General features: G+C 70.8%; 22 protein-coding genes. 16 read left to right on the forward strand and 6 right to left on the reverse strand.

The genetic code is table 11. The features are described 5' to 3' along the window. Nucleotides 1-23 precede the first annotated feature (23 nt). Both FHU35_RS13350 and FHU35_RS13355 read left to right on the forward strand, forming a co-directional pair. Nucleotides 24-1,304 carry an MFS transporter gene (locus FHU35_RS13350; protein ID WP_246110275.1) on the forward strand — a complete coding sequence of 427 codons (1,281 nt, stop codon included), beginning with the start codon at nucleotides 24-26 and terminating at the stop codon, nucleotides 1,302-1,304. 68 nt (nucleotides 1,305-1,372) lie between these two features. Beyond that, nucleotides 1,373-2,803, forward strand: coding sequence for an aldehyde dehydrogenase family protein (locus FHU35_RS13355; RefSeq protein WP_145739129.1), 1,431 nt, complete (start codon nucleotides 1,373-1,375; stop codon nucleotides 2,801-2,803). A 7-nt stretch (nucleotides 2,804-2,810) separates the two neighbouring features. On the opposite strand, the gene FHU35_RS13360 is transcribed toward FHU35_RS13355, so the two are convergent. Then, nucleotides 2,811-4,217, reverse strand: coding sequence for an amidase (locus FHU35_RS13360; protein ID WP_145739131.1), 1,407 nt, complete (start codon nucleotides 4,215-4,217; stop codon nucleotides 2,811-2,813). 31 nt (nucleotides 4,218-4,248) lie between these two features. Beyond that, a complete protein-coding gene (locus FHU35_RS13365; RefSeq protein ID WP_145739133.1) occupies nucleotides 4,249-5,217 on the reverse strand; it encodes a D-2-hydroxyacid dehydrogenase in 969 nt (322 codons plus the stop codon). Nucleotides 5,218-5,430: 213 nt separating this feature from the next. Between FHU35_RS13365 and FHU35_RS13370 the strand changes: the two genes are divergently transcribed. The 4 genes from FHU35_RS13370 to FHU35_RS13385 all read left to right on the forward strand — a co-directional run bounded on the left by FHU35_RS13370 (nucleotide 5,431) and on the right by FHU35_RS13385 (nucleotide 8,304). Then, the gene (locus FHU35_RS13370; protein WP_145739135.1) at nucleotides 5,431-5,949 is read left to right on the forward strand and encodes a DUF3830 family protein; all 519 of its coding nucleotides are present in this window, start codon (nucleotides 5,431-5,433) and stop codon (nucleotides 5,947-5,949) included. Next, a complete protein-coding gene (locus FHU35_RS13375) occupies nucleotides 5,939-6,700 on the forward strand; it encodes a maleate cis-trans isomerase family protein (protein ID WP_145739137.1) in 762 nt (253 codons plus the stop codon). Before FHU35_RS13370 ends, FHU35_RS13375 begins: the two co-directional genes overlap by 11 nt. A gap of 149 nt (nucleotides 6,701-6,849) precedes the next feature. Further along, on the forward strand, nucleotides 6,850-7,572 hold the full coding sequence (locus FHU35_RS13380; protein ID WP_145739139.1) for a maleate cis-trans isomerase family protein: 723 nt from the start codon (nucleotides 6,850-6,852) through the stop codon (nucleotides 7,570-7,572). 39 nt (nucleotides 7,573-7,611) lie between these two features. Next, on the forward strand, nucleotides 7,612-8,304 hold the full coding sequence (locus FHU35_RS13385; protein ID WP_425474129.1) for a GntR family transcriptional regulator: 693 nt from the start codon (nucleotides 7,612-7,614) through the stop codon (nucleotides 8,302-8,304). A gap of 170 nt (nucleotides 8,305-8,474) precedes the next feature. On the opposite strand, the gene FHU35_RS13390 is transcribed toward FHU35_RS13385, so the two are convergent. Beyond that, complete coding sequence (locus FHU35_RS13390) at nucleotides 8,475-9,953, reverse strand: NAD-dependent succinate-semialdehyde dehydrogenase (RefSeq protein ID WP_145739143.1); 1,479 nt, start codon at nucleotides 9,951-9,953, stop codon at nucleotides 8,475-8,477. A gap of 144 nt (nucleotides 9,954-10,097) precedes the next feature. Between FHU35_RS13390 and FHU35_RS13395 the strand changes: the two genes are divergently transcribed. Together FHU35_RS13395 and FHU35_RS13400 are read left to right on the forward strand one after the other, a co-directional pair. Then, nucleotides 10,098-11,354, forward strand: coding sequence for an aspartate aminotransferase family protein (locus FHU35_RS13395; protein WP_145739145.1), 1,257 nt, complete (start codon nucleotides 10,098-10,100; stop codon nucleotides 11,352-11,354). A 176-nt stretch (nucleotides 11,355-11,530) separates the two neighbouring features. Continuing rightward, nucleotides 11,531-12,670: an LCP family protein gene (locus FHU35_RS13400; protein WP_145739148.1), complete on the forward strand. Its 1,140-nt coding sequence runs from the start codon at nucleotides 11,531-11,533 to the stop codon at nucleotides 12,668-12,670. A gap of 72 nt (nucleotides 12,671-12,742) precedes the next feature. On the opposite strand, the gene FHU35_RS13405 is transcribed toward FHU35_RS13400, so the two are convergent. Further along, entirely contained in the window at nucleotides 12,743-13,585 is an 843-nt protein-coding gene (locus FHU35_RS13405; RefSeq protein ID WP_246110276.1) for a lysozyme, read from the reverse strand. 291 nt (nucleotides 13,586-13,876) lie between these two features. Between FHU35_RS13405 and FHU35_RS13410 the strand changes: the two genes are divergently transcribed. The 8 genes from FHU35_RS13410 to FHU35_RS13445 all read left to right on the forward strand — a co-directional run bounded on the left by FHU35_RS13410 (nucleotide 13,877) and on the right by FHU35_RS13445 (nucleotide 23,865). Beyond that, nucleotides 13,877-15,640, forward strand: a complete 1,764-nt coding sequence (locus FHU35_RS13410) for an ABC-ATPase domain-containing protein (protein WP_145739150.1) — start codon at nucleotides 13,877-13,879, stop codon at nucleotides 15,638-15,640. Between the two features lie 65 nt (nucleotides 15,641-15,705). Continuing rightward, nucleotides 15,706-16,374 (forward strand): phosphoribosyltransferase, encoded by a 669-nt coding sequence (locus FHU35_RS13415; RefSeq protein ID WP_145739153.1) that lies wholly within the window; start codon nucleotides 15,706-15,708, stop codon nucleotides 16,372-16,374. Between the two features lie 267 nt (nucleotides 16,375-16,641). Beyond that, a complete protein-coding gene (locus FHU35_RS13420) occupies nucleotides 16,642-17,049 on the forward strand; it encodes a hypothetical protein (protein WP_145739155.1) in 408 nt (135 codons plus the stop codon). Nucleotides 17,050-17,326: 277 nt separating this feature from the next. Beyond that, on the forward strand, nucleotides 17,327-19,699 hold the full coding sequence (locus FHU35_RS30185) for an ATP-dependent Clp protease ATP-binding subunit (protein WP_145739158.1): 2,373 nt from the start codon (nucleotides 17,327-17,329) through the stop codon (nucleotides 19,697-19,699). A gap of 71 nt (nucleotides 19,700-19,770) precedes the next feature. Then, complete coding sequence (locus FHU35_RS13430; RefSeq protein ID WP_145739160.1) at nucleotides 19,771-20,766, forward strand: alpha/beta hydrolase; 996 nt, start codon at nucleotides 19,771-19,773, stop codon at nucleotides 20,764-20,766. A gap of 174 nt (nucleotides 20,767-20,940) precedes the next feature. Beyond that, nucleotides 20,941-21,396 (forward strand): STAS domain-containing protein, encoded by a 456-nt coding sequence (locus tag FHU35_RS13435; protein WP_246110277.1) that lies wholly within the window; start codon nucleotides 20,941-20,943, stop codon nucleotides 21,394-21,396. Nucleotides 21,397-21,431: 35 nt separating this feature from the next. Further along, nucleotides 21,432-21,959 (forward strand): DUF1697 domain-containing protein, encoded by a 528-nt coding sequence (locus FHU35_RS13440; protein WP_145739162.1) that lies wholly within the window; start codon nucleotides 21,432-21,434, stop codon nucleotides 21,957-21,959. A gap of 280 nt (nucleotides 21,960-22,239) precedes the next feature. Then, complete coding sequence (locus FHU35_RS13445) at nucleotides 22,240-23,865, forward strand: ABC-F family ATP-binding cassette domain-containing protein (protein ID WP_145739164.1); 1,626 nt, start codon at nucleotides 22,240-22,242, stop codon at nucleotides 23,863-23,865. Here the strand turns inward: FHU35_RS13445 and FHU35_RS13450 are convergent. Together FHU35_RS13450 and FHU35_RS13455 are read right to left on the reverse strand one after the other, a co-directional pair. Then, nucleotides 23,862-24,635 (reverse strand): enoyl-CoA hydratase/isomerase family protein, encoded by a 774-nt coding sequence (locus tag FHU35_RS13450; protein ID WP_145739166.1) that lies wholly within the window; start codon nucleotides 24,633-24,635, stop codon nucleotides 23,862-23,864. The genes FHU35_RS13445 and FHU35_RS13450 overlap by 4 nt on opposite strands. Beyond that, nucleotides 24,625-26,115 (reverse strand): tripartite tricarboxylate transporter permease, encoded by a 1,491-nt coding sequence (locus tag FHU35_RS13455; RefSeq protein WP_145739168.1) that lies wholly within the window; start codon nucleotides 26,113-26,115, stop codon nucleotides 24,625-24,627. The genes FHU35_RS13450 and FHU35_RS13455 overlap by 11 nt, the downstream gene beginning before the upstream one ends. Between the last annotated feature and the right edge of the window lie 5 nt (nucleotides 26,116-26,120).

Genomic DNA, 26,120 nt, shown 5'->3' on the forward strand with positions numbered 1-26,120 from the left:
CTTTTCCAGGGAGGGGTAGCACGGTGTCCACGACGGTCGAAGCGCCACCGCAGCACGCGGGTGCCCAGCAGCGAGGGGCTGGACCTCGCATGGCCTGGCTGGTCTGGGGCGTAGGAGCTCTCTGCTACTGCGCAGCGCTGTTCCACCGGGCAGGGCTGGGGGTGGCCGCACCGGAGGCGCTGCAGCGCTTCGACTCCGGGCCGGGCGTGCTGGCGCTGTTCTCCGCGTTGCAGCTGGGCGTGTACCTGGTGCTGCAGATCCCGGCGGGCCTGCTGGCCGACCGCCTCGGCCCGCGCAAGGTCATCACGGGCGGCATGGTCGCCCTGGCGCTCGGGTCGGCGGTGTTCGCGCTGAGCGGTTCGATCGTCGGCGGGATCGCCGGGCGGATGCTGATCGGTTTCGGCGACGCGTTCATGTTCACCAACGTGCTGCGGCTGGCCGCGCACTGGTTCCCGCCGCACCGCTACGGCAAGGTCGCCGCGCTGACCGGACTGGCGGGCGGACTCGGGCAGGTCGTCTCGACGTTGCCGCTGAGCCTGTCGCTGCACTCGCTGGGGTGGGTGCCGACGTTCCTGGGTGCTGCGGCGCTGACCGCCGCTCTGGGCCTGGCGGCGGCGCTGATCATCCGGGATCGCGACGTGGCGGCTCACGATCGCGCGGAGCACTCGGAGCCGGTGTCCGAGCGGATCCGCCACAGCCTGCGGGTGGTCGTCGCGCAGCGCGGCACCCAGCACTCGTTCTGGACGCACTTCGTTCTGATGGCCCAGTTCGTCGCGATCACCACGCTGTGGGGCGGTCCGTGGCTGAGCTCGGCGCAGGGGCACGGCCAGTCGGAGGTCGGATCCCTGCTGCTGCTGAGCGTGCTCGGTTTCGTCGCGGGCACGTGGTTCGCGGGCCAGTACGTGTCGGGGCGTCCGCGTCGCCGTGAGCGCTACACGTTCGGGTTGTCGTTGGTGGTGGTCGCCGTGTGGGCGGTGATGGTCGGATGGCCGGGTGTGCTGCCGATGCCGCTGCTGGTGGTGGCGTTGCTGGCGGTCGGTGTGTCCGGTGGTGCGGCGATGCTGGCCTTCGACGGTGCGCGCACGGCCAACGCCGAGCACCGGTCGGGCACTGCCACGGGTGTGGTGAACATGGGTGGTTTCAGCGCTGCGGTGCTGATCCAGCTGCTGGTGGGCGCCGTGCTGGAGCTGGTGTCGGGTCTGGATCCGGCGGTGGGTTACCGGTGGGCGTTCGTGCCGGTGCTGGTGCTGCTGGTGATCGGTTCGGTGTCGCAGTGGTGGTTGCGGGACCGCTCCCTGTCGTGAGCTGGTCGCGTTAGCCTCGGTGGGTGGCCGGCCAGCGGCGGTCGGCTTCGGTTACGGAGGCGTGTGGCGTGACGGCGTGGGAACTGCGCAACCTGGTGGGTGGCAAGTCCGCGGTGGCGGCCGACGGTGCGACGTTGCCGGTGCTGGATCCCAGCACCGGTGAGCAGTACGCGACCGCGCCGCTGACCCGGTGGGTGGATGTCGATGCGGTGATGCCGGTGGCGGCGGAGGCGTTCGAGTCCTGGTCGCAGGTCACGCCGCGAAGTCGGCAGGAGGCGTTGCTGGGCATCGCCGATGCGGTGCTGGAGCGCAGTGAGGAGCTGGTGCTGGCGGAGTGCCGCAACACCGGCAAGCCGTTCGAGGTGGTGCGTTCGCAGGAGCTGCCGATGGCGGTGGATCTGCTGCGCTTCTACGCCGGTGCCGCGCGGGCGGAGGGTGCTGCGGCGGGTGGTGAGTACCTGCCGGGGCACACGTCGTTCACGCGTCGGGAGCCGATCGGGGTGTGCGCGGCGGTGACGTCGTGGACGCACCCGTTGTTGCAGGCGGCGGCGAAGGTGGGGCCCGCGGTGGCGGCGGGCAACGTGGTGGTGCTCAAGCCCGCGGAGACGACGCCGGTGAGCGCGGTGTTGCTGGGTGAGTTGGCGGGGGAGTTCTTGCCTCCGGGTGTGCTCAACGTGGTGTGCGGTGATCGCGACAGCGGTCGGGCGATGGTGGCGCACGAGGTGCCGGGGATGTTCTCGATCACCGGGACGGTGCGGTCGGGGATGGAGGTCGCGGGTTCGGCGGCGGCGGATCTGAAGCGGGCGCATCTGCAGTTGGGTGGTAAGGCGCCTGCGGTGGTGTTCGCGGATGCGGATCTGGATCGGGCGGCGGAGCGGATCGCGGTGGCGGCGTTCGGCAACGCGGGTCAGAGCTGCACGGCGGCGAGCAGGGTTCTGGTGGCCGCGGAGGTGCGCGAGGAGTTCGTGGAGCGGCTGGTGGAGTGGGCGGGCCGGTTGCGGCCTGGTCCTCCGCAGGACGCGGATGCGGCGTTCGGTCCGCTCAACAGCGCCGGTCAGCTGGAGTTGGTGCTGGACCGGTTGGAGCGGTTGCCGGAGCACGCGCGCGTGGTGGCCGGGGGTCGTCGTCGCGGTGAGCGGGGTTTCTTCTTGGAGGCCACGGTGGTGGCGGGTGCTGAGCAGGACGACGAGCTGGTGCAGCACGAGGTGTTGGGGCCGGTGGTGGCGGTGCAGTCGTTCGCGGGTGAGGCCGAGGCGGTGGAGTTGGCCAACGGGGTGCGCTACGGGTTGACGGCGAGCGTGTGGACTCGCGATCACGGTCGTGCGATGCGGTTGTCGCGGAGGTTGCAGGCGGGGACGGTGTGGATCAACGCGCACGATTGCCTGGTGGCGGAGATGCCGCATTCGGGTTTCAAGCATTCGGCGTCGGCGCGGGATTTCGGGTTGCACGGCTTGGAGGACTACACGCGCATCAAGCACGTGATGTCGGCGTGGGAGTGAGCGCGGGTCAGTTCTGGCGGGGTGTGGTGGTGCGCGGCCAGGGGTGGGTCTGTTCGTAGGCGTGGGCTGCGCGCAGGACGAGTGCGTCGGCGTGGCGTGGGGCGATGATCTGCAGGCCGATGGGCAGGCCGTCGTCGGTGTGGCCGCAGGGGATGCTGGCGGCGGGTTGCTGGGTCATGTTGAAGGGGTAGGTGAAGGGCGTCCAGGTGGTCCAGCGGTCGCCTTCGGTGGGTGATTCGCGGTCTGCCTGGAAGGGCGGGATGCCGACGGTGGGGGTCAGCAGCAGGTCGTAGGTCTGCTGGAAGGCGCCCATGCGCTGGCCGAGGGTCATGCGGGTGTTGGTGGCTTCGAGGTAGTCCTGGGCGGTGTAGGTGAGGCCTTGGCGGCAGATGTCGGCGAGGCCGGGGTCGAGGAGTTCGCGCTGGGCGTCGGTGAGGTGCTGGGTGGCTTTGGCGGCGCCGGCGAACCAGAGGACGTGGAAGTCCTCGATGGGGTCGGTGATGTCGGGGTCGGCTTGGTCGACGTGGGCGCCGAGGTCGCTGAAGGTGCGGGCGGCTCGGGTGATAGCGCGGGTGATCTGGGGGTCGACGTGGGTGGTGAAGCCGAGGTCGGTGCTCACGGCGATGCGCAGGCCGGCGACTCCGCCGCCGAGGTGGTCGATGTAGGAGCCGGTGGGTGCGGGCAGTGCCGACCAGTCGCGGACGTCGGGTTGGGCCAGGACGTCGAGCATGAGGGCGGCGTCGGTGATGGTGGTGGTCATCGGGCCGGCGTGGGAGAGGGTGCCGAAGGGGCTCGCGGGGTAGAGGGGGATGCGGCCGTAGGTGGGTTTGATGGTGGCGATGCCGCAGAAGGAGGCGGGGATGCGCACGGATCCACCGCCGTCGGTGCCCAGTGCGAGCGGGCCCATGCCGGTGGCGACGGCGGCTGCGGCTCCGCCGGAGGAGCCTCCCGCGGTGCGGGCGGTGTTCCAGGGGTTGCGGGTGGTGCCGTGGCGGGGGCTGTCGGTGACGGCTTTCCAGGCGAGTTCGGGCATGGTGGTCTTGCCGAGCAGGACGGAGTTTTCGCGGCGGAGGTTGCCGACGGCGGGGGCGTCTTCGTTCCAGGGGCCTGCGGCGTCGACGGTGCGGGAGCCGCGCAGGGTGGGCCACCCGCGGGTGAGGAAGATGTCCTTGATGGAGGTGGGGACTCCGTCGAGTCGGCCGGCGGGTTGACCGCGGTGCCAGCGGTCCTCGGATTCGCGTGCGGCGTGCAGCGCGGTGTCGGGGTCGACGAGGCAGTAGGCGTTGAGGGCGGGGTCGTGGTCGTCGATGCGTTGCAGGACGGCTTCGCACGCTTCGACGGGTGAGAGGGTTCCGGCGGCGTAGGCGGCCAGCAGCTCGGTGGCGGGCAGCTCGGCGGGCTGGGTGTTGGCCATGACGTCTCCTGGTGTGCGCCTGGGGTAGGTCTCAGCCGGTGACGTAGCCGCGTTGTTTGTCGACGACGTTGCGCAGGTCGGTGTCGTCGGTGAAGGCGCGCAGGTTGGTCAGGAACAGGTCGACGAGTTCGTCGGTCCAGCCGACGGTGTCGCCGGACATGTGGGGGGAGATCAGCACGTGGGGCATGTCCCACAGGGGTGATTCCTGGGGGAGGGGTTCGGTGTCGAAGACGTCGAGCGCGGCGCCGGCGATGTGGTGCTGCTGGAGGGCTGTGACGAGGGCGGGTTGGTCGACGAGTTCGCCGCGGCCGACGTTGATGAACCGGGCGGTGGGGCGCATGGCGGCCAGGACGTCTGCGTTGATGAGCCCGTGGGTTTGGGGGGTCAGGGGTGCGGCGAGCACGAGGTGGTCGTAGTCGCCTGCGATCGCGGGCAGGTCGTCGGAGGCGTGGACGTCGCCGAAGTCGGGGTCGCCGGTCCTGGCGGTGCGGCCGGCGCCGGTGACGCGCAGTCCTGCTGCGGTGAGCTGGCGGGCGATGGCGCGTCCGATGGGGCCGGTGCCGATGACGAGCGCGGTTTTGCCTTCGATGCGTTCGGTGACGCGGTGCTTCCACTGCTTGGCGTCTTGCAGGCGCAGGGTGGTGTGCATGTCCTTGGCGAAGGTGAGCACGGTGCCCAGGACGTATTCGGCGATGGGCTGGTCGAACACGCCGCGTGAGTTGGTGAGCTGCACGGGGGAGTCGCGCAGTTCGGGGAACAGCAGGCGGTCGACTCCGGCGCTGGCGGAGTGGATCCAGCGGAGTTGGTCGGCGTGCGGCCAGGCGTCGGCGATGGCTTGGGAGCGGAAGGCCCACACGAACATGGCATCGGCGCCGGGCAGGGCTTCGGGCAGTTGGTCGCCGGTGGCGTAGCGCAGGTCGGCGTGTTCGGCGATGCGAGCCATCTCGTCGGGGGCGTCGCCGTCGTGGAGGGCGACGACGGTGGGGCGGGTGTGGACCATGGCGATGACCTTAAGGCCGAAGGGGTGTCGGGTGATCGTCTCCCACGCCGGTCGGGTGCGTGTTTGCCCTGCGCTGGGCGGGTGAGAACGAGCATTCGGTGAAGGCATTGACACGCTAGGAACGGTTCGTAGGATTGTCAACAATCCACTGGCGACGGCAGGTCCGGTCCGGGGGAGAATTGATGGTGTCCACACCCGAGGAATGGATCACGAATGCCCAGGTACCTGTCGATCACGCTGGAGAAGCGGGGCGTGTCCTGCGTCGCGGAGCTGCTCGACGCCGATGCCCCCCGGACCTGCGAAGCGGTGTGGAACGCGCTGCCGCAGGTCGGGCCGGTGCATCACGCCAAGTACGCCCGCAACGAGATCTACACGATGGTGCCGCGCTTCGCCGAGACCGAACCGGGCCAGGAGAACCCGACCGTCACGCCGATCCCGGGCGACGTCGTCTACTTCTCCTTCCCCGGCGGCATGCTGGATCGGGAGTTCAAGCAGGACAAGGGGATCGAGAGCCTGCCAGGGGTGATCGACCTGGCGATCTTCTACGGGCGCAACAACCTGCTGCTCAACGGCGACGTGGGCTGGGTGCCCGGCAACGTCTACGCCACCATCGTCGAGGGCCTGGCCGAGATGGCCGAGGCGTGCAACGACGTGTGGCGTTCGGGCAGCGTCGGGGAAACCCTGCGCTACGACCGCTTCGAGGGTTCGATCGGGGGTCGCCATGCCACTTGATGACTTTCTCGGTGCGGTGAGCGGACCGGTGCGGCAGCGCGGTGTGGGCGTGATCGCACCGTTCGACCTGGCGTTGGACCGCGAGCTGTGGCGGTGGGCGCCGGAGGAGGTGTCGCTGCACCTCACGCGCACGGCGTTCGTGCCGGTGCCGGTCAGCGTCGAGCAGGCCAACCTGGTCTCCGACGAGGCCTCGGTGCACGCGGCCACCCGCGACCTGCTGGTGCCGGAACCGGAGGTGGTGGCCTACGCGTGCACCTCCGGCAGCTTCGTCGACGGTGCCGGAGGGCAGCGGCGGCTGGTGGAGGTCATGCGCGATGCCGGTGCGCCGGCCGCGGTGACCACCTCCGGTGCGCTGGTGCAGGCGCTGGAGGCGCTCGGGGTGAGCAGCGTGGCGATCGCGACGCCCTACGTCGTGAGCATCACCGATCGGTTGCGCGCCTTCCTGGGCGAGCACGGGGTCGAGGTGGTCGCGAGCGTCGGGCTGGGTCTGCACGGTCAGATCTGGAAGACCAGCTACCGGGACGTGGTGGAGATCGTGCGCGCCGCGGACCGGCCGGAGGCCGAGGCGATGGTCATCTCGTGCACCAACCTGCCCACCTACGACCTGATCGGTCCGCTGGAGCAGGAGTTGGGCAAGCCGGTGCTCACGGCCAACCAGGTGACGATCTGGGCGGCGCTGCGCGAGATGGGGCTGCGGGCTATGGGGCCCGAGCAGCGTTTGATGCAGGCGGTGGACGCTCCGGCCGCGTGAGCGGGGCGGTAAAGATGACGTCACGAACGTTCCGGTGGCCGGGAACCCTGCGGTAACATTGTCAACAATCGACACCTCGCTCGGGTGTGCCGGGCGGGGATCGGCAGGGTCGTGGTTGTGGGACGTCGAGAACAGGATGGAGCTCCCCGGTGCCGCACACCGCAGGAATTCTGTACCCCGGCTACAGCGCCGAAGACGACTACCCGACCTTGGAACGGCTGCTGGGCGAGGACGTCCGGCTTCCGCTGGTGCACACGCTGATGCGCGAGGACGCCCACCGGGTGGACGCCTTGCTGGACGTGGGTTCCGACGAGGTCTTGGCCGAGGGGGCGCGGGCGCTGGGCCCGGTGGACTCGGTGATCTGGGCGTGCACCTCGGGCAGCTTCGTCTTCGGCTGGTCCGGTGCGCGCGAGCAGGTGGAGAAGCTGCAGGCCGTGACCGGGCTGCCGACTTCGAGCACGTCGTTCGCGTTCGTGCACGCCGCCGCCCTGCTGGGGTTGCGGCGGGTCGCGGTGGCTGCGACGTACCCGGCCGATGTGGCCGATAGGTTCGTGGACTTCTTGCGCGCCGGGGACCTGGAGGTGGTGCGGCTCTCCAGCAGGGGGATCGTGACCGCCGCCGAGGTGGGCACGCTGGGCCGCGAGCAGGTGCTGGCCTTCGCCGAGGCCAACGACGACGACCAGGCCGAGGCGCTGCTGATGCCCGACACCGCGCTGCACACCGCGGCGTGGATCGACGAGATCGAGCAGCGGCTGGGCAAACCGGTGTTGACCGCCAACCAGGTCAGTGCGTGGGAGGCGTTGCGGCTGGCCGGGGCGAATCTGTCGCGTGAGGGTTTGGGATCGCTGTTCCGGACTGGAGCAGGCCGGTGACCCGGGTGGTCGCCGGCGAACAAGGAAATGGTGAGCGGAGTGCTCGGGACCGAGGAGCAGTGCCAGCAGCCGGGTGAGTTGGAGCCGGTTCAGCGCAAGTCCACTGCGGCGATCGTGGCCGATCAGCTGCGGGCGGCGATCATGTACGGGTCGTTGCCCCCGGGGTCGCAGCTGGGTGAGGCCGAGTTGGCGGCGCGGCTGGGGGTGAGCCGGGGTCCGTTGCGGGAGGCGATGCAGCGGCTGGTCGCCGAGGGGTTATTGCGCAGCGAGCCGCATCGAGGGTTGTTCGTGATGGATCTGCACACCGAGGACGTGGCCGACATCTACGTGGCGCGGCTGGCGGTGGAGCGGGCGGCGTGCGAGCAGATCGTGCGGTATCACCGGGTGGAGGCGGTCGCGGAGCTCACGGCGGCGCAGTCGCGGATGGTGGCGGCGGCAGGCAAGGGCGATGCGATCGAGCTGGCCGATGCCGATCAGGAGTTCCACGAGACGCTGGTGCGGGTCTCCGGCAGTGCGCGGTTGCAGCGGATGGCGCAGACGTTGCTGGTGGAGAAGCGGATGTGCCTGACGGCGTTGCAGGACAAGTACCACGCCGATGTTCAGGCGCTGGTCGATGAGCACAAGGGCTTGGTGGATGCCATCGAGTCCGGTGATGAGGCGCTGCTGCTGTCGCGTCTGGCGGAGCACATGAACGACGCCTTGGACCGCCTCAACGGCTCCATGGCCGAGTGACCACGTCTCTCCCGGTCGGGTGCGCCGCGGCCGGTCCCAGTTTTAGTCCAAACTGAGCGGACATTTCGGGCACGAAAGGTCCTCGGTTTGGACTAAAACTGGGAAATGCCACGAAAGGGGTGGGTGAGATTCCCTGTCGGGTCTCACCCACCCCTTTTCTGCGTGAGGGCTCAGAGGCCGCCGATGGAGACGTACTTGGTCTCCAGGAACTCGTCGATGCCGACCTTGCCGCCCTCACGGCCCAGACCGGAGGCCTTCACGCCGCCGAAGGGCGCGGCCGGGTTGGACACGATGCCCTGGTTGAGGCCGACCATGCCGGTGTCCAGCGCTTCGGTGACCCGCAGGCCGCGCTGCAGGTTCTGCGTGAACAGGTAGCTGACCAGCCCGTACTCGGTGTTGTTGGCGTGGGCGATGGCTTCGCGCTCGTCGGTGAAGGTGGTGATCGGGGCGACCGGCCCGAAGATCTCCTCGTGGCCCATGCGCGCTCCGGCGGGAACATCGGTGAGCACGGTGGGGGTGTAGAAGTAGCCGTCGCCGCCGTGCTTGCCGCCGCCGGTGACGACCTGGGCGCCTTGGGCGACGGCGTCGGAGACGAGGTCGGTGACCTTGTCGAGCTGCTTGCCGTCGATGAGCGGCCCGACCTGGATGTCGTCGGAGACGCCGCGGCCGATGGTCAGCGACGACATCCGTTCGGCGAGCTTGTCGGAGAAGGCCTGGGCGACGTCGGCGTGGACGTAGAAGCGGTTGGCGGCGGTGCAGGCTTCACCGATGTTGCGCATCTTGGCCTGCATGGCGCCTTCGACCGCGGCGTCGAGGTCGGCGTCGTCGAACACGAGGAATGGGGCGTTGCCGCCGAGTTCGAGGGAAACCTTGAGGACCTGCTGGGCGGACTGCTCGATGAGCTTGCGGCCGATCGCGGTGGATCCGGTGAACGAGAGCTTGCGGGCGCGCGGGTCCCGGATCATGGGTTCCATGACCCCGCCGGCGTTGGCGGAGGTGACGACGTTGAGCACGCCGTCGGGCAGTCCGGCTTCGCGCAGGATGTCGGCCAGCGCCAGCATCGACAGGGGTGTCTGCTGGGCGGGTTTGATCACCGAGGTGCAGCCGGCGGCGATCGCGGGCCCGATCTTGCGGGTGCCCATGGCCATGGGGAAGTTCCACGGGGTGATCAGCAGGGCGGGGCCGACGGGCTGGTGGGTGACCAGGAAGCGGCCCGAGCCGTTGGGGGCCACGGCGTAGTCGCCGCCGATGCGCACGCCCTCTTCGGCGAACCAGCGGAAGAACTCGGCGGCGTAGGTGATCTCGCCGCGCGCTTCCGGCAGTGGTTTGCCCATCTCCAGCGTCATCAGCAGGGCGAGGTCTTCGCGGCGCTCGATGAGGATCTCGTAGGCGCGGCGCAGGATCTCGCCGCGCTCGCGGGGCGGGTGCTGGGCCCAGTCGGCTTGGGCGTCGTGCGCGGCGGCCAGGGCGGCCAGGGCGTCGTCGGGGGAGGCGTCGGCGACCTGGCAGAGGGTGGCGCCGGTCGCGGGGTCCTCGACGGCGAAGGTGCGTTCACCGGTGGCGTCGCGCCACTTGCCCGCGATGAACAGCTGCTTGGGGGCGGCCTCGACGACGGTCGCCTCGCGGGGGTGCGTTGGGGTGGTGGTCATCGCTGCCTGAACCCTCCTGGGTGTCGACTGGATGTGCTGATTGCCAACCTAGTCCGCTTCGGTGGTGGACACCGGGTGTTGCTGATGGTTGCATGACTGCCTAGATTGTCAACAATCCTACATTCTGCACGCTTGGAGTCGATCATGACGGAGCTCTCCCCGGCGCTCAAGCAGGCGACCCCGGTGCTGGCCGCACGCGGCGAAGGGGTCTACCTCTACGACGAGTCCGACCGTCGCTACCTGGACTTCACCGCCGGCATCGGTGTCACCAGCACCGGACACTGCCACCCGCGCGTGGTCGAGGCCGCCCAGCGCCAGGTCGGCACCCTCATCCACGGCCAGTACACAACGGTGATGCACAAACCGCTGCTGGATCTCACCGAACGACTCGGTCAGGTGTTGCCCGAGGGCCTCGACCGCCTCTTCTACGTCAACTCCGGCAGTGAAGCCGTCGAAGCGTCCGTGCGGTTGGCGCGACACGCCACCGGACGGGCGAACATCATCGCCTTCCAGGGCGGCTTCCACGGGCGCACGATGGGCGCGGCCGCGCTGACCTCCTCCGGCGTCAAGGTGCGCGCCGGGATCGGCCCGATGATGCCGGGCGTGGTGTTCACCCCGTTCCCGGAGGCCTACCGGCAGCAGTGCAGCACCGAGGAAGCGGTGCGCCGCGCGCTGGCGGAGTTCGACCAGCTGCTGGTCACCCAGACCTCGCCGCGCGACACCGCGGCGATCATCATCGAGCCGGTGCTGGGCGAAGGCGGCTACATCCCCGCGCCTCCGGAGTTCCTGGCCGGGCTGCGCCAGCGCGCCGACGCCCACGGCATCCTGCTCATCGTCGACGAGGTGCAGACCGGTGTGGGCCGCACCGGCCGCTTCTGGGGCCACGACCACGCCGGCATCCGCCCCGACATCCTCATCACCGCCAAGGGCCTGGCCAGCGGCTTCCCGATCTCGGCCATCGCCGCCGGCGAGGAGCTGATGAGCAAGGCGTGGCCGGGTTCGCAGGGCGGCACCTACGGCGGCAACGCCGTGGCGGCGGCCGCAGCGCTGGCGACCCTCGAGGTGGTGGAGCAGGAAGGGCTCGTGGCCAACGCCGAGGAGCAGGGAGCGCGGCTGGCCGAAGGGCTGCGCAAGGTCGCCGCCGACCACCCCGTCATCGGTGATGTGCGCGGGCTCGGGCTGATGCTGGGCAACGAGTTCACCACGCCCGACGGCGCCCCGGACGGTGCCACCGCGGCCCGCGCGCACGCCGCCGCGGCCGAGGCCGGTCTGCTGCTGCTGACCTGCGGACCGCACGGCAACGTGGTGCGGATGATCCCCCCGCTGATCGTCACCTCCGAACAGGTCGACGCCGCCATCGAGCTGTGGGCCACCGCCGTTCGCTCGGCCGTCGCACGCTAGGAGCAGTGCCACGTGGTGGGTGTGAGATCTTGCTCGCACCCACCACCAGCACAAACCCCGAACCGCGGGTTACTGTTCGATAGCGGCGGCCACCTGCGCGACGTGCTTCTGAAATGCTGCACGCCACACGACGGCGCGTGCGGGACGCGTCGCCAACAACCGACGCAGGTGTGCACATGAGCGACTGGTCGGCGGGTGGACCGCCGAGGCGAAGGCCGCAAGGCGGCGGCAACAGGTATGACTACTACCGCGGTGGTGAGCCCCCGCAGGGGCGGCGCCCCGGGCCGCCGCCTCCACCCGGACAGCGCCCGCGCGGCGACCGTCCCCAACCGCCGCCGCCGCGCCGGCCACCGCCGCGCAAGAAGGCAAGCTGGGGCAAGCGCATCGGTGTCGCGCTGCTGATCGTCGCGGTGCTGCTGGGTGCGCTGGTGTTCTACTTCGACAGCATGCTGCAGCGCACCGCCGCCCTCGACTTCGCCGGGCAGGCCGGCGATTCGGCGGGAAGCAACTGGCTGCTGGTGGGTTCGGACTCGCGGGAAGGCCTCGACGACGCGCAGCGCGAAGAGCTCTCCGCCGGTGACGCCGGTGGTCGTCGCACCGACTCGATGATGCTGGTGCACATCCCCAGCGGTGGTGGCGAGCCGGCGCTGATCAGCCTCCCGCGCGACTCCTACGTGGCCATCCCCGGTCACGGCAAGACCAAGCTCAACTCGGCGTTCTCCTTCGGCGGGCCGCAGCTGCTGGCCCAGACCGTCGAGCAGAACACCGGCGTGCACATCGACCACTACGCCGAGATCGGGCTGGGCGGCTTCGCCGACCTCGTCGACGCCGTCGGCGGGATCGACCTCTGCTTGGACAAGCCGATGGACGACGAGCCGGCGAACGTGCACCTGCAGCCCGGCTGCCAGGAACTCGACGGGCCGCAGGCGCTGGGATTCGTCCGCGCCCGAAAGTCCCTCGACGGTGGCGACCTGGAACGTGCCGAGAACCAGCGCAAGGTGCTGGGCGCCCTGGTCGACAAGGGCACCAGCCCCGCCACCCTGATCAACCCCTTCCGGCTGTTCCCGCTGGCCTCCGGGGCCAGCAAGACGTTCCTGGTCAACGACTCCGACCACATCTGGCACCTCATGTCGCTGGCCCTGGCCCTGGGCGACGTCAGCGGCGGCAAGGGTGTGACGACCCAAGTGCCCTTCGGCGACTTCGGTGAGGACTCCAACGGCGGGTCGGTCATCGTCTGGGACAAGGACGAGGCCCGCCAGATGTTCGACGCGATCAACAACGATCAGCCCATCCCGAAGGAACTGCTCGGCCAGTAATCCCGCACGTGACGAAGGTGGGCCACCCCGATCATCGGGGTGGCCCACCTTCGTCACATCGCGGCGGCCGGGCTAACCCGCCAGGCCGCTGAGCTGTCCCATGTCGCCGTTGAAGGCGTCCTGGCCGCCGGGCAGCGGTCCGGCGTCGCTGTGCTGCCAGATCGAGTGGTAGGACCAGCCCGCGGGCAGCGGTCCGATCTCCGCCGCGTACCGGGCGATCCACAGTGGATTGTTCACCGCGAAGTCGGGGTTGCCCCCGGTGCACTGGTTCCACCACGACGCCGTCGTGTAGATCATCGGGAACCGGCCCGTGCGCGCCTGGTAGGTGCTGGAGAAGTCCGCGATCCAGTGCGACATCCCCACCGGGTCCAGCCCGTAGCAGGTCTCGCCGTAGGGGTTGTGCTCGATGTCGAGGACCCCCGGCAACGTCCCCGTGCCCGGCGCCCACCCGCCGCCGTTGTCGACGAAGAAGTTCGCCTGCGCACTGCCGGGAGAGCGGTCCGGCAACGCGAAGTGGTAAGCGCCGCGCACCATCCCCGCCGCCGCGGCCCCGTGGTACTGGGAAGCGTAGGAGGAACTGCGGAACCCGGTGCCCTCGGTGGCCTTGACGTAGGCGAACCGCGCACCGTCGGCGTAGGCCCGCGACCAGTCGATCTGCCCCTGGTGACCGCTGACGTCCAGTCCCGCCAGCGCCCCCGCCGGAACCTGACCGGAGACGCGCTCACCCGAGGCGCTGCGGCCCGCGCTGTAGCCGCTCCAGGCACCGTTGGGGTCGTGCGGATCCAGCCGCGGCGCTGCGGCCTGAGCCGGGGACGCCACCCCCACCAGGGCGGCCACCACGGCCAGTAACACCATCGAGCCCGCGCGCCGGGGCGATGCCGCGCGACGCCGGTGACGACCGGGCTGTGGGAACATCTCTGGCCTCCTCACTGGACACCGGCACCCCCTGGGCCGGGATGCCGGTGCGGAAGCGGGCGGTGCCGCGGAGGAACCCCCACCGCGGCCTGCCCGAAAGGTCGTTGACGGCTGATCTTGCGCGCGCTCGCAGAGGATAACCCGACGTCACCGCCCGCGCCCGATACCGACGCGCGAGTGTTTCGCATTTCCAGCGAGAACCCGCCGCCCGGCTCGGTCCACTGTGTATCCACTGTGGCCTGAGTCATCGCGGATTGGAGATTCCGGCGCCGCTGAGGTAGCCCTGTGTGCATGGCACAGCGATACGGCGGCCGGGGCGGGCCCCGGCACGGCGGCCCCCGGAACGCACAGGCCCAGCAGCAGCGCGATCCCGGCGCGCAGCGCGGCGACGCGCACCAGCTGCGGCGCGAGCTGCAGGGCATGCACGGCGCCAGCTACGGCCGCTACAAGTCGCTGACCGGAGCGTGGCGCTTCGACGGGTTCACCCTGCAGGTCCAGCGCGTCCAGCCCGACCCCTACGCTCCGGCCAGCCGCGTGCAGGTCACCGTCGACGCCGAGCACGCGGGCCTGCCCGCCGAGCTGTGGAGCACCCCGGTGCGTGCCCGCGCGCTGGCCGGCTACCTGGTACGCGCCCTGCACCGGCAGTTGGGCAAGAGCAGGCTGCGCGTCGACGCGGGCGGCCAGCAGGTGCTGGACCGCTCCTCCTGCCAGATCCGCGACGGGGCGGTGCGGGTGCGGATGGGCATCGACATGCCCGGCCGGGGCCGCACCATCGACGGCCGCGCCGCCGAAGACACCCTCTGCGACGCACTGCCCGAGGCCGTGGAGACCGCGTTGCGGTGGTCGGTGGCCGATCAGCAGCGGGCACGGGAGTTCGTCGACAGCGTCGAGGACACCCACGCGCTGCGCGCCGCCCTCGACGAGCTCGGGCTGGTGGCGTTCGTGGCCGACGGGGCGATCCTGCCGCGCCGCAGCGGCATCGACGAGCGCCCGCTGTCGGGTGGTGTCCCGTTCTCTTCGCCGGAATCGATGCGCGTGACGGTGCGCCTGCCCCACCGCGGCGAGATCAGCGGGATGGGTGTGCCCGAGGGCATCACCCTGATCGTCGGCGGCGGGTTCCACGGCAAGTCCACGCTGCTGCGCGCCTTGGAGCAGGGCGTCTACGACCACGTTCCCGGTGACGGCCGCGAACTGGTGGTGGCGCGCGACGACACCGTCAAGATCCGCTCGGAGGACGGCAGGCGCGTGCACCGGGTCGATGTCAGCCCGTTCGTGTCGCACCTGCCCACGGGGGCCGACACGCGCGATTTCTCCACCGACAACGCCTCCGGGTCGACCTCGCAGGCCGCGGCGATCACCGAGGCCGTCGAGGCCGGCGCGGGGGTGCTGCTGGTCGACGAGGACACCGCGGCCACCAACCTGATGATCCGCGACGCCCGCATGCAGGCGCTGGTGGCCAAGGACGCCGAACCGCTGACGCCGTTCGTGGACCTCATCCGCCCGCTGCACGCCACCCACGGGGTCTCCACGGTGCTGGTGATGGGTGGTTCGGGCGACTACATGGACGTCGCCGACCAGGTCCTGATGCTGGATGCCTACCGGGCGCGGGATGTCACCGGCCGTGCCCGGGAGCTCTCGGCGGCCCAGCCCACCGGCCGGCGCAGCGAGGCCGAGGGCTATCCGCCGCTGCACCACCGGGTGGTCGAGCCGCGGTGCATCCCGACCGAGCGCCCGAAGATCCGCGCCCGGGGCACCGACGCGCTGAGCATCGGTGAGTCCACGGTGGAACTGCGCGGTGTGGAGCAGATCGTCGATCCCTCGCAGGTCACCGGGATCGGGCTGATGCTGGTGAGTTGTGCGCGGCGAGGCGTGCTCGACGGTGAGCGCAGCATCAACGAGGTTCTCCAGGTGCTGGCCGCCGACATCGCCGAGCGCGGTGCGGAGGCGGTGGACGAGAAGTTCGTGGGTGATTTCGCGGTGCCCAGGCCGTTGGAGGTCGCTGCGGCGCTCAACCGGTTGCGGGTGCTGCAGGTGCGGGATTTGCGGAGCCGATGACGGTTTGCCCGCCCCACCGGGGTGGGCAAACCTGGGGTGGCCCCGATGTGGTGGGAGGCGCGCTGATGCCTCGAATGCGATCACGGCACCCCGGCGCGACCGGGTACGCCGACCGCGCCGACGCCGGTCAGGTCCTGGCCGGTCATCTGCACGGCCTCGACCTGGTCGACCCGGTGGTGTTCGGGCTGGCGCGCGGTGGCGTGCCGGTGGCCGCGGAGGTGGCTCGCGAGCTGGGCGCCGCGCTGCGGGTGTGCGTGGCGCGCAAGATCGGCGCCCCGGGTCAGCCCGAGCTGGCCCTGGGTGCGGTGACCGCGCACGGTCCGCCCAGCTACGACCACGCCTTGGTGCGGTCCTTCGGTCTCGACGAGCAGGATCTGGCCGGGGCGTGCGAGCGGGAGCGGGCGGAGGCCGCGCGCCGCGAGGATCTCTACCGCGGTGCGCCGGTGGCGCTGGAGGGCCGGGACGCGGTGCTGGTCGATGACGGGCTGGCCACCGGAGCCACGGCGCGGGCGGCGCTGCGGATGCTGGCCGAGTCGGGTCCGCGGCACCTGGTGCTGGCCGTTCCGGTGGGTTCGCCGGAGTCGGTGAAGGCACTGCGCGGGGAGGCCGATGTGGTGGTGTGCGTGCTGCAGCCGGTGCGCTTCGCCGCGGTCGGCCAGTGGTACCGGGATTTCGCCGCCACCGGTGATGCGGAGATCAACGCACTGCTGGGGGAGCTCGGCGAGGCCGGCTGAGTCCTTCACGGTGCGCGCAGCGGCGGGCGCGGTGGGTGATCTTCGCTGGTGGCACCGAGCGGGCTGAGGGGTGGCCGGGGTGGGCTCAGCGGGGCGTGAAGATAATGCTTGCGCATCGCCTTCACCACACCCGGCGTCGACGCGCTAACCTCTCCGCACCTACTCCTGTGCTGCGACAAGCCGGGATCCGGCACAGCCCGTGCCGGATCGCCGGGTGTGTGGTGGTCGGGGTGGAGTTGGTATTGGATTCGGGTTGATTGGTTCGCTATGACTGCCGCTGGACATTCCGACCACTCGTCGTCACAGGCGGGAAAGCACGGCCCGCCGTCGCGTCGCTCGGGCAGACGCGGCGAGGACGCGGGTGGCGAGTCGGGTTACTCCTCGGAGGTCGCCCGTCAGGTCGGTGAGGCGACTGTGGCGCTGGGTGAGCGGCTGCGCGATCCGGGTGTGGCGCACAGCGTCGAGGAGATCGAGAAGGTCATGCGTGGTTTCTCGCTGACCGTGGAGGGCATGTCGGGTGGCCTGTCGGGGGTCACCGAGTGGCTGCGCGCGGCCGGTCACGTCGGGCCGCTGTCGGGCCACGCCAGCGTGATGTCCGAGCGCCTGTCGCACATCGGCAAGGAGCTGTCGCGGCTGGCCGATGCCATAGAGCAGGCGCAACAGCGCGCGAGCTGAGTGCCGCGCACCCGCTGAGGGGGTGCGCGGCATCGCCGTGCCACAATGATCACGCGCGGTCCGCGCCGGTCCTCCGGCGCGGTCGGGGAACCGTGCGCAGGGGTTTTGCGGGCGACGCCGAGGGGGCGCCGGGCATCCCGGTGGGTCGTTCTCGCCGGTCGAGGCTGCGGTGCCGGGCGGGATCGGTGCTCGCCGCTGGAGATTCGTCATCGCCCGCCGTTGCCGGAGTTCACGGGTGTGCGGCGGGTGGTGGTCGTCGTGTGTGGAGGTGTCCCGGTTGGATCGCGGCAGTGCCGGAGACTCCTCTGCCGCCTTCGATTCGCTGTTTCGCGATGTGCTCGCCGGCTCGGGTGAGTCGGCGGCGCAGTCGGCCGCGTTGAGCACGCTGCTCGACGAGCAGGCGCACGAGGTGGTGTCCAAGGCCGTTCGGGCCACTGTGGACTGGGGTTCGCGGGAGCTGGACAGTGCTCATCTGCTGTGGGCGGTGACGCAGGTTCCGGCCACAGCGGCGCTGCTGACCTCCTCGGGCGTGCGGGTGGGTGAGCTGGCCGAGGCGGTGCGTTCGGCGGTGATCGCCGTGCAGGAGCCGCTGCTGCAGGGGTCGCCGGTGCTGGCGCCCGCCGCGCGGCGGGCGCTGCTGGGGGCCTACCGGCAGGCGCTGTCGGAGAACGCGGACGTGGTGGGCGCGCGGCACGTGGTGCTGGGTTTGGCCGCCGATGCTGATTCGGTGGCCGGGCGGGCGTTGGCGCGGGCCATCGAGCTCGGTGAGGGCGGCGGTGGCCGCAGCGTGCTGAGCTTGACGCCGCGGCTGGACGAGTTCGGGATGGATCTGACCGAGCTGGCGCGGGCGGGCAAGCTCGATCCGGTGGTGGGCCGCGACGAGGTGATCGAGCAGGCCGTGGAGGTGCTGGGCCGCCGTTCGAAGAACAACCCGGTGTTCGTGGGTGACCCGGGCGTGGGCAAGACGGCGATCGTGGAGGGCTTGGCGCGGCGGATCGTGGCCGGTGAGGTGCCGTGGTCGCTGGCGGATCTGCGGGTGGTGTCGCTGGATCTGGCGGGCATGGTGGCCGGGGCGAAGTACCGGGGCGAGTTCGAGTCGCGGTTCCGCGACGTGCTCACCGAGATCCGCGCCAACCGCGACAGCGTGCTGGTGTTCATCGACGAGTTGCACAGCATCGTCGGTGCCGGGGCCGGTGAGGGCTCGATGGACGCGGGAACGATGCTCAAACCCGTGCTGGCTCGCGGCGAGGTGCGCCTGGTGGGTGCCACCACCGTCGAGGAGTACCGCAAGCACGTCGAGAAGGATCCGGCGCTGGAGCGGCGTTTCGCGCCGATCATGGTCGACGAGCCGTCGGTGGACGACACGGTGGTGGTGCTGCGGGGTTTGCGGGAGCGCTACCAGTCGCATCATCGGGTGCGCATCGACGAGGCGGCGTTGCGGGCGGCGGCGGAGTTGTCGCAGCGCTACATCGCCGACCGGTTCCTGCCGGACAAGGCGGTGGATCTGCTGGACCAGGCGTGCAGCCGGGTGCGGTTGCGGCGCGGCGGGCAGGTGCGTTCGGCGTCGGTGTTCGAACCCACCGTGGTGGCTGATGACGTGGCCGATGTGGTGGCCACCCGCACCGGCATCCCGGTCGCCGATGTCAGCGCCGAGGACGTGTCGCGGCTGCTGGCGCTGGAGGAGCAGCTGCGGGCCAAGGTCGTGGGCCAGGACGCGGCGGTGCTGGCGGTGGCCGAGGCGGTGCGCCGCGCGCGTGTGGGGCTGGCCGATCCGGAGCGGCCGATCGGCAACTTCCTGTTCCTGGGGCCCACCGGTGTCGGCAAGACCGAGCTCGCGCGCGCTCTGGCGCAGGCCTTGTTCGGGGATCCGGGCCGGTTGCTGCGGCTGGACATGGGGGAGTTCCAGGAGAAGCACTCGGTGTCGCGGTTGATCGGTGCGCCTCCCGGCTACGTCGGTTACGGCGAGTCGGGGCAGTTGACCGACCGGGTGCGCCGCCAGCCGTACTCGGTGGTGCTGCTCGACGAGGTGGAGAAGGCGCACCCGGATGTGTTCAACACGTTGCTGCAGGTGCTGGATGCCGGCCGGTTGACCGACTCGCAGGGCAGGCTGGTGGATTTCCGCAACGTGGTGGTCATCATGACCTCCAACCTGGGGGCCGACCGCATCCTGGATTCCGGTGCGGACGCGGCGTCCTCGGCGGTGGTGGTGCTGGAGGAGCTGCGCGGGTTCTTCCGGCCGGAGTTCATCAACCGCATCGATGACGTGGTGGTGTTCCAGCCGCTGGGCGCCGAGCAGCTGCGCCGCATCGGGCACCTGCTGCTGGAGCGCACCCGCGCGCAGCTGGAGGCCAAGGGCATGCGGCTGTCGGTGACCGAGGCGGGCTTGGACTGGCTGGTCGAGCGCGGGCACCAGCCGGAGTTCGGTGCGCGGCCGTTGCGGCGGGTGATCTCCCGAGAGCTCGACACGCGGCTGGCCCGGATGGTGCTGGCCGGTGAGGCCGCCGCCGGTGATGAGGTCACCGTGGACGCCGGCGACGGGCAGTTGCGGTTGTCGGTGGGGCAGGTGTGGCGGCCGGTGGCGGGCGGCAGGCATGCCGCGCCCGGCGAGAACTCGCCACTTCCCGCCCAGCGCTCGGGTGCGTTCGGGTGATCGTCTTCCCAGGCGGGTTCGATCTTGGCATGGTGGGTTCTTGATCGTTTCCGGCGTGGAGGTGGTGGCGGGTGCGGCTGGGTTGGCTGAGCGTGGCGGCCGGTGCGGCGGGGCTGTGGGGGATGCTCGCCGCGCCGCGCGCGGGCGGCGGACAGCCGTACGTGGTGATGCGGGAGCTGGGCTATGCGCCCCGGATCGGCAACGCCCACCGCATGGATCTCTACATGCCGGCCGAGGCGACGGGCCCGTGTCCGGTGGTGGTGTGGAGCGCGGGTTCGGCGTGGCTGGCCGACAACGGCAACACCGGTGGTGAGCGGGTGGCGCGAGCGTTGTGCGCCCGGGGTTACGCGGTGGCGGCGGTGGCCGTGCGTTCCAGCGAGCAGGCGCGCTTTCCCGCCCAGGTGCACGACGGCAAGGCGGCGGTGCGGTGGTTGCGGGCCCACGCCCAGCGCTACGGCCTCGACGGTGAGCGCATCGCGGTGATGGGCAACTCCTCGGGTGGCTGGCTGGCCAGCATGCTCGGCGCCACCGCGGGTGTGGTGGCCCTGGAGGGCGATCTGGGACCCGCCGGGGTTTCCAGCGAGGTGCAGGCGGTGGTCGACCTGTACGGGCCGACGGATTTCCTGCTCATGGACGGGCACACGCCCGAGGGGTCGATCGAGCGGTTCAGCGGGATCACCGGTGGCAGCCGCGGGCACGACGACGCCGCTTCGCCGGAGTCGCGGTTGATCGGCGCGGAGATCCAGACGGTGCCCGAGCGGGTCGCCGAGGCGGACCCGTCGCGGTGGGTGCGCCGGGGTGGCCCGCCGTGGCTGATCCTGCACGGCACGAGCGATCCGCTGGTGCCCTTCCACCAGAGCGCGTTGCTGCTGCGCGCGCTGGAGGCCGCGGGGGTGCCCGCGACGCTCTACGAGATGAGCGGGCGGGTGCACGAGCACGACTACCTCGACGAGACCCGCGACTTCACGCCCCGCCAGGTCCACCACGCGGCAGGTGGTGGTGTTGCCGGCGGCGCACCGGCGACGTGGTCGCTCATCGCCGACTTCCTCGACACCGCCCTGCACTGACCCCCGGTCTCACACGAAAGTGGCAGTGCTTGTTGTGCGGTGGTGGTGGCTCCTACGGTGGTTGCAGCGTCCCCTGCCCGTCGGCGGGACGCGATCTTCCCAGCTCAGCGGCGGTTGCTCGACGCGGTGCGCGCGTGCGCCAGACACCTGAGTTCGCCCACGATAGGGGGTAGCGTGATCGTCTCCAGATCCATGCCCGCAGAGGCCTCCCGCGGGGACGGCGACATCGTCGCTCCGCGGGCCGCCGCCGATCCCGCCCTCAGCGCCGGTGCCCGCCGCACGGAGTTAACCGTGCGCGTGCAGTGGCCCTGGCGGGGGCTGGTGCTGGTGAGCGTCGGCGGTGAGGTCGACATGGCCAGCCTGCCGCGCATCACCGAGATCGTCCGCCAGCGGCTGACCGCCGCACGCCTGCGGACAGCGATCGTCGACCTCTCGCAGGTCGGGTTCGCCAGCAGCGCGGCGCTGGAGCTGCTGATGCTGGCCTACAACGCCGCCGGCCGCCGCGAGGTGCAGCTGCTGGTGGTGCCGGGCACCGGGCCGGTGCGCAGGCTGCTGGAGCTGACCGGCCTCTCGGCGCTGTTCGAACAGGCCGACACGGTCGAAGAGGCCCTCCAACTGGCCTCCCACTAGCCGACGGCGCCGGCGACCGGGCAGGATCTGCTGGTGTGGGCACCTACGTGGCGTTGTTGCGCGCGGTCAACCTCGGTTCGCACGCGCGGCTGCCGATGGCGCGGCTGCGGGAGCTGATCGGCGAACTGGGCTACGCCCACGCGCGCACCTACCTGCAGAGCGGCAACGCCGTGTTCACCACCCCGATCGAGGACGCGGGCCAGGTGGCCGCGTCGTTGCGGGAAGCGCTGGCCGCCGACGGGGTGAACACCGAGGTCATGGTGCGCACCGGCGCGCAGGTGCGGGCGGTGGCCGAGGCCGGGCATCCCTTCACCGCAGCCGGGGTGGAGCACACGAAGCTGCAGGTGGCCTTCCCCCTCGCTCCGGTGACGCCCCAGCAGCTTCGCGGCCTGGCGGCACCGGGTGGCGAGTCGGCGCTGGCCCGCGACGGCGAGGTGTTCCTGCACTACCCGCAGGGGGTGGGCGTGTCGAAGCTGACCACCGCGACGCTGCAACGTCATCTGGGCACCCCGGTGACCTGCCGCAACTGGAAGACCGTGTCGGCGCTGGCCGGGATGTGCTGAGAAATTCGGCTGCGGTCCCCGTGGGGGTGCCGGTAGCATCCGTGAGGTCCTGCCGCCGCCGAGAGAGGTGCCCGTTGCTCGACTGAGGTCCGCGATCACCACGCGAGACACCCGCCCAACCCCGCACTGCGCGAACGGGTTGTGGAGGCCGGGTGTGCGTGGATGCGACCTCGGTGACCGGGACACCAGCGCAGGCCGGTGCTTCTCGCAGGAACCTCGCCGCGTGGTGCTCGCCGCACACGTTGTTTCCCCTTGTTGCACGGCGAAGGCGAGACCCCGCATGTCCTCACCCGCACCCACGACGGTCACCTGCAGTGATCTCACGTTCACCTGGCCTGATGGTGGCAGCGCGTTCACCGGCCTCAACGCCGGTTTCCCCACCGGGACCACCGGTCTCATCGGCGGCAACGGCACCGGCAAGACCACTCTGCTGCGGCTGCTGGCCGGCCACCTGAGGCCCACGGCCGGGTCGATCAGCATGCCCGCCGCACCCGCCTACCTGCCGCAGACCATCACCACCCGCGTGCACGTGCGGGTGGCCGAAGCACTGGGCATCGACGCGAAGCTGCGGGCACTGGCGGCCATCGAAGCCGGCGAGGCCACCGAGGAGCACTGGGACACCCTCGGCCAGGACTGGGACGTCGAACAACGCGCCCACGCCCTGCTCTCCGGGCTCGGACTCGAGGGCATCGGGCTGCACCGGCGCGTCGAGGAGCTCTCCGGTGGGCAGACGGTGCTGCTGCACCTCGCAGCGCTGATGCTGGCCCGCCCCCAGGTGCTGCTGCTGGACGAACCCACCAACAACCTCGACCGCCAGGCCCGCCACCGGCTGCGCGAAGCGGTGCGCGGATGGCGGCACGGAACGCTGATCGTGGTCTCGCACGACCGCGAACTGCTCGACGACCTCGACCGCATCGCCGAACTGCGGGCCGGGGAGATCACCTTCTACGGCGGCGGGTTCTCCTCCTACGAGCAGGCGGTGGCCACCCAGCAGGCCGCGGCCGAACGCGACCTGCGCGCCGCCGAGGCCGACGAGCGCCGCCAGCAGCGGGAACTGGCCGAGACCCAGGTGAAGCTGTCCCGCCGCAAACGCCAGGGCGCCAAGGCCGCCGACAACATGCCCAAGATCCTCGCCGGTGCCCGCCAGCGCGCCGCGCAGGAGTCGGCGGGCAAGCTCACCGGGGTGCAGCAGGAACGCCTGCAGGCAGCCCGCGACAAGCGCCGCGACGCGCAGCAGGCGGTGCGCAGTGACGAACGCCTGCGCCTGGAACTGCCCGCCACACGGGTGCCCGCCGGCCGCGACGTGGCACGGGTGAGCGAGGTGGTGCTGCCGCACTCGGGCGCCAGGGTCGATCTGGAGGTGCACGGGCCGCAACGCATCGCGCTGCTGGGCGGCAACGGCACCGGCAAGACCACCCTGCTGCGCGTGCTGGAGGGAACCGTGTCGCCGCTGGAAGGGCAGGTGGCGGTGCCGGTGACGGCTCGGTTGATGCCGCAGCGCCTGGACGTCCTGGATCCCGGGTTGAGCGTGGCCGGCAACCTGGCCCGTGCCGCACCGGGTCTCGAGCACAACGAGGTGCGGGCGCACCTGGCGCGGCTGCTGTTCACCGGTGACCGCGCCCAGCAGCAGGCGGGCACGCTCTCCGGTGGCCAAGCATTGCGGGCGAGTCTGGCCGCGGTGCTGCTGGCCGAACCCGCCCCGCAGCTGCTGATGCTCGACGAACCCACCAACAACCTCGACCTCGACGCCACCGCACAACTGGCCTCGGCCCTGCGCTCTTTCGAGGGGGCGCTGATCGTGGCCGGTCACGACGTGGAGTTCCTGCGCGAGATCGAACCCACCCGGTGGCTGCTGCTGACCGACACCCTCACCGAGATCACCGAGCAGGAAGCCGAGGAGATCTAACGGCCGGTCCAGGTGTGCGGGGTCTTGTCCAGGAAGGCCCGCACACCGTGGTGGAAGTCGTCGCTGCCGAACACGGTGCGCACCAGATCGTCGCCCTCGGGCATGGTGGCCAACCGCAACCGGCGCACCGCCTCCTTGCCGGCCCACATCGTCAAGGGGGCGTGCCCGGCCAGCCGGTCGGTCATCGCGCGCACCACGTCGTCGAGCTCGCCGACCTGGCACAGCTCGGTGACGAAACCCGCGTCGTGGGCCTCCTCGGCCGACAGCAGACGTGCCCGCAGCAGGAGGTCCTTGGTGCGGGCCGGGCCGAGGTGGAACACCAGCATCGAGTAGGTGTTCATCGCCAGGCAGTTGCCCAAGGTGCGCGCCACCGGCACACCGAAGCGGCCGGTGGCCGTCGACACCCGCAGATCGCACGCCGCGGCCAGGGCGATGCCCGCCCCGACGCAGAACCCGGAGATCGCCGCCACGGTGGGCACGGTGGCGGCTTCCAGGCGCCCGAACACCGCTTCCATGCGCTGCTCGTAGGCCACCCCGTCCTCACCGCTGGTGAACTCGGCGAACTGGGCGATGTCGGTGCCGGCCACGAACGCCTCGTCCCCGGCACCGCGCAACACCATCACCCGGATGTCCGGGTCGGCCTCGGCGCGTTCGATCGCCGACACCAGCCCGTCGTACATCGCCCAGCTCATGGCGTTGCGCTGGGCGGGGCGGTTGAACGTCACCCGCAGCACGGGCCCGTCGGCGCTCACCAGCAGTTCATCGGACATCGGAGTGTTCCTTCCTGCCCGCGCGGCGGGCCACCATCGGTGCGGACAGCATCGCCACGGCCACGAGCCCGATCACCACGGCGATCGGCTGGGTGAAGATCAGCCACATGTTCCCGTCCAGCAGCGCCGAGGACTGCACCAGCGCTTTCTCCATCAGCCCGCCGATGACCACGCCCACCACCAGCGGCGCCATCGGCAGGTCGAGGCGCTTCATGCCGTAGCCGACGAACCCGAAGAGCAACACCAGCACGACGCTGAAGAAGTTGTTGTCGATGGCGAACGCGCCCACGAAGCTGGTCACCAGGATCATCGGGTAGAGCAACCCGTAGGGCACCCGCAGCAGCTGCGCGAACACCGGCGCCAGCGGCAGGTTGAGCACCAGCAGGATCACGTTGCCGATGAAGAACGACACCAGCAGCCCCCACACGAGCTCGGGCTGCTCGGTGAACAGCAGCGGGCCCGGCTGGATGCCGTAGACGGTCAACGCCCCCAGCAGCACCGCGGTGGTCGCCCCGCCGGGGATGCCGAGGGTCAGTGTGGGGATGAAGTTGGCGTTGGCGGCGGCGTTGTTGGCGCTCTCGGGTGCCGCGACGCCCTGGATGGCGCCACGGCCGAACTGCGCGCGGTTGCGCGACACCCGCTTCTCCACCCCGTAGGCCAGGAACGACGCCAGGGTCGATCCGGCACCGGGCAGCGTGCCCAGGGCGAAACCGATGAGGCTGCCCCTCCCGATCGCCCCGGCCGACTCGCGGATGTCGGAGCGCCGGATCACCAGGTCGGCGAAGCGGGCGCGGATCGGCCGCGCCCCGCCCACCCGGATCTGGTGCAGCACCTCGCCCACGGCGAACAACCCGATGACGACCTCCACGTAGGGGATGCCGGAGAGCAGGTTGATGCTGCCGAAGGTGTAGCGGGCCTGCCCGGTACCGGCGTCGATGCCCACGCACGCGATCAGCACCCCCACGCACGCCATGGCTGCCGCGCGCAGCGTGGAACCGGTCGTGAGCACCACCATCGTCACCAGCGCCAGCACCATCACCGCCAGGTTCTCCGGCGGCCCGAACCGCAACGCGACCTGAGCGATCGGCGGGGCCAGCGCCGCCAGCAGCACCAGCGACAGGATCGCCGCCACGAACGAGCCGATCGCCGCGATCGCCAGCGCCGCACCGGCCCGGCCCTGACGCGCCATCTGGTACCCGTCCAGCGTGGTCACCACGCTGGCGGCCTCACCCGGTGTGGACAGCAGCACCGAGGTGATCGTGCCGCCGTACTGGGCGCCGTAGTAGATCCCGGCCAGCAGGATCAGCGCCGTCACCGGCTCCACCGTCAACGTCAGCGGGATCAGGATCGCCACACCCGTGGCCGACCCCATCCCGGGCAGCAACCCGATCACCGTGCCCAGCACGACCCCGGCGAAGCACCACAGCAGGTTCATCGGCGTCAACGCCGTCGACGCACCCAGCAGCAGGTTCTCCAGCACCGAGC

It is taken from the genome of Saccharopolyspora dendranthemae, from assembly GCF_007829955.1.
Classification (GTDB): domain Bacteria; phylum Actinomycetota; class Actinomycetes; order Mycobacteriales; family Pseudonocardiaceae; genus Saccharopolyspora; species Saccharopolyspora dendranthemae.